Here is a 7,894-nt window from a genome sequence, read left to right as displayed (position 1 = left end):
ACGGGCGCGGGCTCGGATGCCGGAGCGGCGGCGGCCGCTGGCGCGACCTGCGCGCGCGGCACGGTGCGGCGTTCGGGCGCGGGTCCCCCGGCGGCAAGCAGGATGGCGGCGGCCGCGAGCGAAAGATGCCGGGCGGCCGGGGGCAGCGTGAAGGTCATGCGCGGGCCTCTGTCGGAACGGTCTTCGGCTTAGGGCCCTGCCCGGCCTCTGGCAACCCGCGGGCCGGCCGGCGAGACGCGCCCGCGGAACCAGCCAGTGGGTGCGGGGGGGGGGCGTGACGGTGCTCCCTCGCGGAGTATCGCAGCCCGAAAGGCACGTCCCGACCATGCTTCGTGGCATTCGGCGCCTGGTGGCCCCGATCGGGCGTTACTGGGCGGCCCCTGGGACCAGGCTGGCTCCCTGACGGTGAGGGCCGGGTGGGTCCCGGCGCGCCGAACCCTAGGCGGCCCTGGCCCTCAGCGCGACGCGCGCCAGCGCGCCAAGCAATTGTCGCGCCGCCTTGACCCGCTGCGGAAGGTCCATCTCCGCCAGCAGCGCGAGCTTGTGGTCCGGGCGCAGCTTCACCGCGCCCTTCTGCGCCTGCACCCAGGCCACCAGCCCGCCCGGATCCGCGAAGCGATTGCCGCGGAAGGACAGCACCACGCCCTTCGGGCCGGCATCGAGCTTCTCAACCCCTGCATCGCGGCAAAGCCGCTTGATGGAGACGACGGCGAGAAGGTTCTCGACTTCGGCCGGCACCGGCCCGAAGCGGTCGGCGAGTTCGGCCGCCATCGAATCCGTCTCGGCATCCGACGCCAGCGCGCCGATGCGGCGATACAGGCCGAGGCGCACCGGCAAGTCGGTGACATAGGTTTCCGGAATCAGCACAGGCAGGCCTAGGTTGATCTGAGGCGTCCAGTCGCGTTCGGACGCGCCACCATCCTTCCCCTGCCCGGCCTTGATGTCGGCGACCGCCTCCTCAAGCATCTGCTGGTAGAGCTCGATGCCGACCTCGCGGATCTGGCCCGACTGTTCCTCGCCCAGCAGGTTGCCCGCGCCCCGGATGTCGAGGTCGTGCGAGGCGAGGGTGAAGCCGGCGCCGAGATTGTCGAGCGTCTGCATCACCTCCAGCCGCTTCTGCGCCGCCCCCGACAGGCGATGGGATTCCGGCCAGGTGAGGTAGGCATAGCCGCGCAGCTTCCCGCGCCCGACGCGCCCGCGCAGCTGGTACAGCTGGGCCAGGCCGAACATGTCGGCGCGGTGGATCAGCAGCGTGTTCACCGCCGGCATGTCGAGCCCGCTCTCCACGATATTGGTGGAGAGAAGAATGTCGTGCCGCCCGTCGCCGAACTCCGTCATGACGCGCTCGAGCTCGGTCGGCGACAGCCGCCCATGCGCCTGGATGGTGCGCGCCTCGGGGACGATCTCGGCCAGCCGCTCGGCGACCTTCGCCATGTCCTCGATGCGCGGCACGACGCAGAAGACCTGGCCGCCGCGGAAGCGTTCGCGCTGGATCGCCTCCCGCAGCACGACCGGGTCCCAGGGCATGATGAAGGTGCGCACGGCGAGCCGATCGACGGGCGGCGTTGCGATCACGCTCATCTCCCGCACGCCGGTCAGCGCGAGTTGCAGCGTGCGTGGGATGGGCGTCGCGGTCAGCGTCAGCACATGCACGTCGGCCTTGAGCGACTTCAGCGCTTCCTTGTGCTTGACGCCGAAATGCTGCTCCTCATCCACGATGACGAGGCCGAGATTGTCGAACTCGATGCCCTTGGCCAGCAGCGCGTGGGTGCCGACGACGATGTTTACCTCGCCGGCCTTCAGCCCTTCGCGCACCTCCGCCGCCTCCTTGGCCGTGACCATGCGGGAGAGTTGCGCGACGCGCAGCGGGAAGCCCTCGAAACGTGCCGTGAAGGTGCGCGCGTGCTGGCGCGCGAGCAGCGTCGTCGGCACCACCACCGCCACCTGGCTGCCGGACATGGCGGCGACGAAGGCGGCGCGCAGCGCAACTTCGGTCTTGCCGAAACCGACATCGCCGCAGATCAGCCGGTCCATCGGCCGCCCGGCGGACAGATCCTCCAGCACATCGGCGATGGCGCGCGACTGGTCCTCGGTCTCGGCGAAGGGGAAGCGGGCGCAGAATTCGTCCCACAGCCCTTCCGGGGGCGTGGCCAGCACGCCGTCCTTCATCCGCCGCATGGCCGCTGTGCGGATCAGCGCGTCCGCCATGTCGCGGATGCGGGCCTTCGCCTTGGACTTGCGGTTCTGCCAGGAGACGCCCCCGAGCTTGTCGAGGGCGACCCCCGCCGTCTCGGTACCGAAGCGCGAGAGGATCTCGATGTTCTCGACCGGCACGAACAGTCGGTCGCCGCCATCGTAGGTGAGCTTCAGGCAGTCATGCGGCGCGCCGTTCACCTCGATGGTGACGAGCCCTTCGTAGCGGCCGATGCCATGGTCCTGGTGTACCACCAGGTCGCCATCGGCGATCTCGGTCGCATCCGCGATGAACTGATCGGCGCGGCGCCGCCGGCGCGGCGGGCGGGCGATGCGCTCGCCGAGGATGTCCTGTTCGGCCGTGACCGCGAGGCCCTCGGCGACGAAGCCGCGTTCGAGCCCCATCACGACGAGGCCGACCACGCCCTCGGGAAGTTTCCGCGCGGCGTGGAAGTCGTCCGCCGGCGCGGCGGCGAGGCCGTTCTCCCGCAGCAGGTTGGCGAGCCTTTCGCGCGAGCCCTTGGTCCAGGCCGCAAGGAGCGGGCGCCGCCCGGCCTTCAACTGCCCCGCCACGAGCCCGGCATAGGCGGCGAAGACATTCTCGCCCGCCGTGCGCGCCTCGGTCAGCAGTGGCCCCGGGCGCCCGCCGGCCTCGATCCCCGCCCCGCCTTCCGCCTTGGCGAAGGGGATGAACTGCAGCACCGGTCCGCCCGCGAGCATCGCTTCCCACCCCTCGCGGTCGAGATGCAGCGTCGCGGGTGGCGCGGGACGATAGGGTACCTCCCCTTCCGCGACGCGCACGGGCACGCGGCGCGCCTCGTAATGGTCGACCACCATCTCGAAGCGCGCAGTCGCGACATCCTCGGCTTGATGGTCGAAGCTGACGCTCGCCCCGGGAAGGTAGTCGAGCAGCGTCGTCATGCCCTCATGGAACAGGCCCGCCCAGTGCTCCATGCCCGGATGCTTCCGGCCGGCACTCACCGAGACATACAAGGGGTCGTCCGCCGCCGCCGCGCCGAAAAGGTCGCGATAGGCGGTGCGGAAGCGCGCGCGGGAGGCCTCGTCGAGAAACACCTCCCCCACCGGGCGCAGGCGGAGTTCGGGGACGACCTTGCCGCTGCGCTGCGTCGCCGTGTCGAAGCGGCGCAGATCCTCGATCTCGTCGCCGAACAGATCGAGGCGCACCGGGTCGCTCTCCCCGGCCGGATACAGGTCCACGATGCCGCCGCGCACGGCGTATTCGCCGTGTTCCATCACCGTGCCGGTGCGGTGGTAGCCGTTGGCTTCGAGGAAGGCGGTGAGCGCTTCCGGCTGCACGCGCCCGCCCTTCTTCAGGTGCAGCGTCGCACCCTGGAAGGTCGCCGGCGGCGGCACCTTCTGCGCCAGCGCGTTGACGGTCGTCAGCAGGATGCGCGGGCGGGCGGGCGGCTCGAGCAGCCGCGTCAGCGTGGCGACGCGCTCGGCGACGATCTCCGGGTTGGGGGAGACGCGGTCGTAGGGCAGGCAGTCCCAGGCGGGGAAGCGCAGCACCTCCGCCTCGGGCGCGAAGAAGCCGATCGCCTCGGCCATCCGGGCCATCCGGGCATCGTCGCGGCAGACATGGACCACCGGAACCGAAGTCTCCGCCCGGCGGCGGCACAACAGAAGGGCGTCGAAGCCTTCGGGGGCGCCGTGGACCGGAACGGCCCTCACCGCGCCGCCCCTGGCGGCACGCCGGCGCCCGTGCGCCCGCATTCAGCGGCCATGCGGCGGAGCATCGGCGTGTCGGCCTCCGGCGGGATGGGCCGGCGGCCGGACAGCCAGTCGGCGAGGTCCACGTCCCAATGCTCGAGCACCGCCTCGATCGCGTCGAGCTCGGCCTCCGAGAAGGCGGCGATGTTGCGCTGGACGAAGCCGCCGATCATGAGATCGGCTTCCTTGGTCCCGCGATGAAGCGCGCGGAACACGAGGCGGCGGCGGCGCGGGTCGAGATCCTGGGGTTCGGGCATGGCGGTCGCGCTGGCATATAGAGGCCGATGGGAATCGTGTCAGCCCAGCTAGACCCGGAACGGATGCAGAGCGCCGATGCGCTGGCGCCGTTGCTCGTGCCCATCGCCGCGCTGAAGGGGGTGAAGGAGAACGAGGCGCGGCTGATCGCCAAGGCCGCCGGCGGGCCGCGCGTGCTCGACCTGCTGCTGCACCTGCCCGAGCGTTACCTGCTGCGCCGGCGCATCGAACGCCCGTCCGAGGCGATGCCGGATGGGGACGTGCTGGTCCAGGTCGTCGTCGGTTCGCACAAGGCGGGGAGGTCGGCGCAGGGGCGCCCATACGTCCGCGTGCGCTGCGAGGCCGGCGGCGAGCGGCTCACTGCCTTCCTGATGAACTGGCAGAAGGCCTGGGCGGAAAAGGCACTGCCGGTCGGCGCGGCGCGCTGGCTCGCCGGTACGGTCAGGGAGGAAGAAGACGGCGACTGGGTCATCGTGAACCCGCAGGTCGCAGCAAGGGAGGAGACGATCCCGCGCATTCAGCCCGTCTGGCCGCTGACCGGCGCGCTGAGCCTGCCGCAGATGACGCGCGCGATGGGGGCGGCACTGCCGCTGCTGCCCGATTTCGCCGAATGGCAGGACGGGCCGCTGCTGCGGCGCGAGGGCTGGCCGGGCTTCGCCGCCGCGCTGCGGGCCTTGCAGGCACCGCAGGCCGAGCCGGGCGAGCCGCCGCGCAAGCGCCTGGCCTATGACGAATTGCTGTCGGGACAGGTGGCGCTCGGCCTGGTGCGCCGCAGGTCGCGCGAACGGCCGGGGCGCGCGCTGCCCGGCGATGGCGCGCTGCGGGCAAAGGCGCTCGCGGCCTTCGGCTTCGAGCCGACCGAAGCCCAGCGCCAGGCCATCGCCGAGATCGACGCCGACCTGGCCGCGCCGCGCCGGATGCTGCGCCTGCTCCAGGGCGATGTGGGCGCCGGCAAGACGCTGATCGCGCTGATGGCCATGCTGCGCGCCGCCGAAGCCGGTGCGCAAGCGGCGATGATGGCGCCGACCGAACTGCTCGCGCGCCAGCACCTGCGCACTTTCGAACGGCTGTGCGGGGCGGCCGGCGTGCCCGTCGCACTGCTGACCGGCAGCGTGAAGGGCAAGGAGCGCAAGCGCGTACTGGCCGGGCTCGCGGACGGGACGATCCCGCTTGTCCTCGGCACCCATGCGCTGTTCCAGGAAGGGGTGCAGTTCCGCGACCTCGGTCTCGCGGTAGTGGACGAGCAGCATCGCTTCGGCGTCGCCCAGCGCCTGATGCTAGCCGAGAAGGGCGAGGCGGTGGACCTCCTGGTCATGACCGCCACACCCATCCCGCGCACCCTTCTGCTGACGCAATGGGGGGAGATGGCGGTCAGCCGGCTGGCCGGGAAGCCGCCTGGCCGCCAGCCCATCACGACGCGGATCGTCAGCCAGGACCGGCTGCCGGATATCGTCGCCCGGTTGGGGGAGGCGCTGGCGCGGGAGGATCGCGCCTACTGGGTCGTACGCGCCATCAGCGGGTCCGAGCGCGACGATTCGGTCGCGGCCGAGGATCGCTTCGCGGAACTCTCGGCGCGCTTCCCGGGGATGGTGGGCCTCGCCCACGGGATGCAGGACATCGACCTGCGCGAAGCCGCGCTGGCCGATTTCGCGACGGGGCGCACCCGCCTGCTGGTCGCGACCACGGTCATCGAGGTCGGCGTCGACGTGCCCGAGGCGACGATCATGCTGATCGAGCAGGCGGAGCGCTTCGGCCTCGCCGCGCTGCACCAGCTGCGCGGGCGGGTCGGGCGCGGCACCCGCCCTTCCTCCTGCCTGCTCGTCCATTCCCCCGGGCTGACCGAGGGCGAGAAGCGCCGCCTTCTCGTGTTGCGCGATTCGGAGGATGGCTTCGTCATCGCCGAGGAGGACCTCCGCCAACGTGGCGGCGGGGACGCACTGGGTGCGCGCCAGGCCGGCCTGCCTGGGGCAAGGCTGCTCGACCCGCGGGAGGATCCGGAGGAATACGCCCGGCTGGTGGAGATCGCCCATCGCGACGCGGAACTGCTGCTGCAGAAGGACCCCGCGCTGACCGGCCCGCGCGGCCGCGCCGCGCGGCAGGTCCTCGCACTGTTCGGCCACGACATGAGCATGGCGCCACTCGACGCGGGCTGAGAACGGCCCCGGGGGGTTGCATCCGGGGCGCCGGCGCGTCAAATCGCCCGCCGCCCGACGAGGCTTCTGTCCGGAACGGTCAACCAGAGGGGAGATCCGGCCTTGGCCGCCTTGATCGAGATCGAGCGCCTGACCAAGCGCTTCGGCGCCTTCACGGCCGTGGACGACGTGTCGTTCAGCGTCGGCCGCGGGGAAGTCGTGGGCTTCCTCGGCCCCAACGGCGCCGGCAAGTCCACGACGATGAAGATGCTGGCGGGCTTCGTGACGCCGACAGCCGGCACCGCGCGCATCTGCGGCCATGACGTGGTCGATGCGCCGGTCGCGGCCAAGCGCGCGCTCGGCTACCTGCCGGAAGGCGCGCCGACCTATCCCGAGATGACGGTCGCCGCCTTCCTCGGCTTCGTCGCTCGCATCCGCGGCTTTCGCGGCGGAGAGGCCGCGGACCGGATCGCGGCGGCCATGGCCATGACGCAGCTCGAAGGCGTGCGGCTGCAGCCGATCGAGACGCTGTCCAAGGGCTTCAAGCGGCGCGTCGGCCTCGCGCAATCCCTGCTGCACGACCCGCCCGTGCTGGTGCTGGACGAACCGACCGACGGGCTCGACCCGAACCAGAAGCACGAGGTGCGCGAACTCATCCGCCGCATGGCGCCGGAGAAGGCGATCGTGATCTCGACCCACATCCTCGAGGAGGTGGACGCCGTTTGCACCCGCGCGATCATCATCGCGCATGGCAAGGTGCTCGCGGATTCCACGCCCAAGGCGCTGGAGGCGCCGGGCAAGACCCTGGAACAGGTCTTCCGCGACCTGACGACGAAGCGCGCGGAGGCGGCGTGATGGGTGCCATCGCGGTCGCGCGGCGGGAACTCGCCGCCTACTTCGCCACCCCGGTCGCCTATGTGTTCATCGTCATCTTCCTGATGATGTCCGGTGCGCTGACCTTCACCATCGGCGGCTTCTTTCAGCGCGGGCAGGCCGACCTCGGGCCCTTCTTCACCTTCGTTCCCTGGCTCTTCCTGTTCCTGGTGCCGGCGCTGACCATGCGGTTGTGGGCGGAAGAACGGAGGCTCGGCACGATCGAATTGCTGCTGACGCTGCCGCTGCCGCAGTGGCAGGCGGTGGTCGGGAAATTCCTCGCCGCCTGGGCCTTCTGCGCCATCGCGCTGGTGCTGACCTTCCCGCTGGTGCTGACGGTCAACTACCTGGGCGATCCGGACAATGGCGTGATCCTGGCGGGCTATGCCGGCTGCCTGCTGGTCGCCGGCGCATACCTGGCGATCGGCGCCGCCATGTCGGCCATGACGAAGAACCAGGTGATCGCCTTCGTCCTCGCCGTCGCGGTCTGCTTCCTGTTCGCCGCGGCGGGCTCGCCGGTGGTGACGGAGTTCCTCTCCCACCGCATCCCCGCGCTGGCAGAGGTGGCGCGTGGCCTGTCGCTGACGGAACGGCTGAACGGCATCACGCGCGGCGTCATCGCGCTGCGCGACATCGTCTTCTTCGCCTCCTTCATGGGCTTCTTCCTGTTCGTGAACGCGGTCGTGCTCGACCACCGGAAGGCGGACTGA

General features: G+C 71.1%; 5 protein-coding genes. 3 read left to right on the top strand and 2 right to left on the bottom strand.

Annotation, left to right across the window (positions count from 1 at the left end; translation table 11 throughout):
* Positions 1-438: 438 nt before the first annotated feature.
* Positions 439-3,927, bottom strand: a complete 3,489-nt coding sequence (gene mfd, locus HW577_RS04535; protein ID WP_198374877.1) for a transcription-repair coupling factor — start codon at positions 3,925-3,927, stop codon at positions 439-441.
* Positions 3,882-4,181 (bottom strand): FAD assembly factor SdhE, encoded by a 300-nt coding sequence (locus tag HW577_RS04530; RefSeq protein ID WP_198374876.1) that lies wholly within the window; start codon positions 4,179-4,181, stop codon positions 3,882-3,884. Before HW577_RS04530 ends, mfd begins: the two co-directional genes overlap by 46 nt.
* A gap of 27 nt (positions 4,182-4,208) precedes the next feature.
* Between HW577_RS04530 and recG the strand changes: the two genes are divergently transcribed.
* The 3 genes from recG to HW577_RS04515 all read left to right on the top strand — a co-directional run bounded on the left by recG (position 4,209) and on the right by HW577_RS04515 (position 7,894).
* Complete coding sequence (recG, locus tag HW577_RS04525; protein WP_198374875.1) at positions 4,209-6,332, top strand: ATP-dependent DNA helicase RecG; 2,124 nt, start codon at positions 4,209-4,211, stop codon at positions 6,330-6,332.
* 102 nt (positions 6,333-6,434) lie between these two features.
* The gene (locus tag HW577_RS04520) at positions 6,435-7,166 is read left to right on the top strand and encodes an ABC transporter ATP-binding protein (RefSeq protein WP_198374874.1); all 732 of its coding nucleotides are present in this window, start codon (positions 6,435-6,437) and stop codon (positions 7,164-7,166) included.
* The gene (locus HW577_RS04515; RefSeq protein WP_198374873.1) at positions 7,166-7,894 is read left to right on the top strand and encodes an ABC transporter permease; all 729 of its coding nucleotides are present in this window, start codon (positions 7,166-7,168) and stop codon (positions 7,892-7,894) included. The genes HW577_RS04520 and HW577_RS04515 overlap by 1 nt, the downstream gene beginning before the upstream one ends.

Origin of the sequence: Neoroseomonas rubea (assembly GCF_016106015.1) — a bacterium.
Lineage (GTDB): Bacteria > Pseudomonadota > Alphaproteobacteria > Acetobacterales > Acetobacteraceae > Neoroseomonas > Neoroseomonas rubea.
This window is presented reverse-complemented; position numbering and strand designations above follow the sequence as displayed.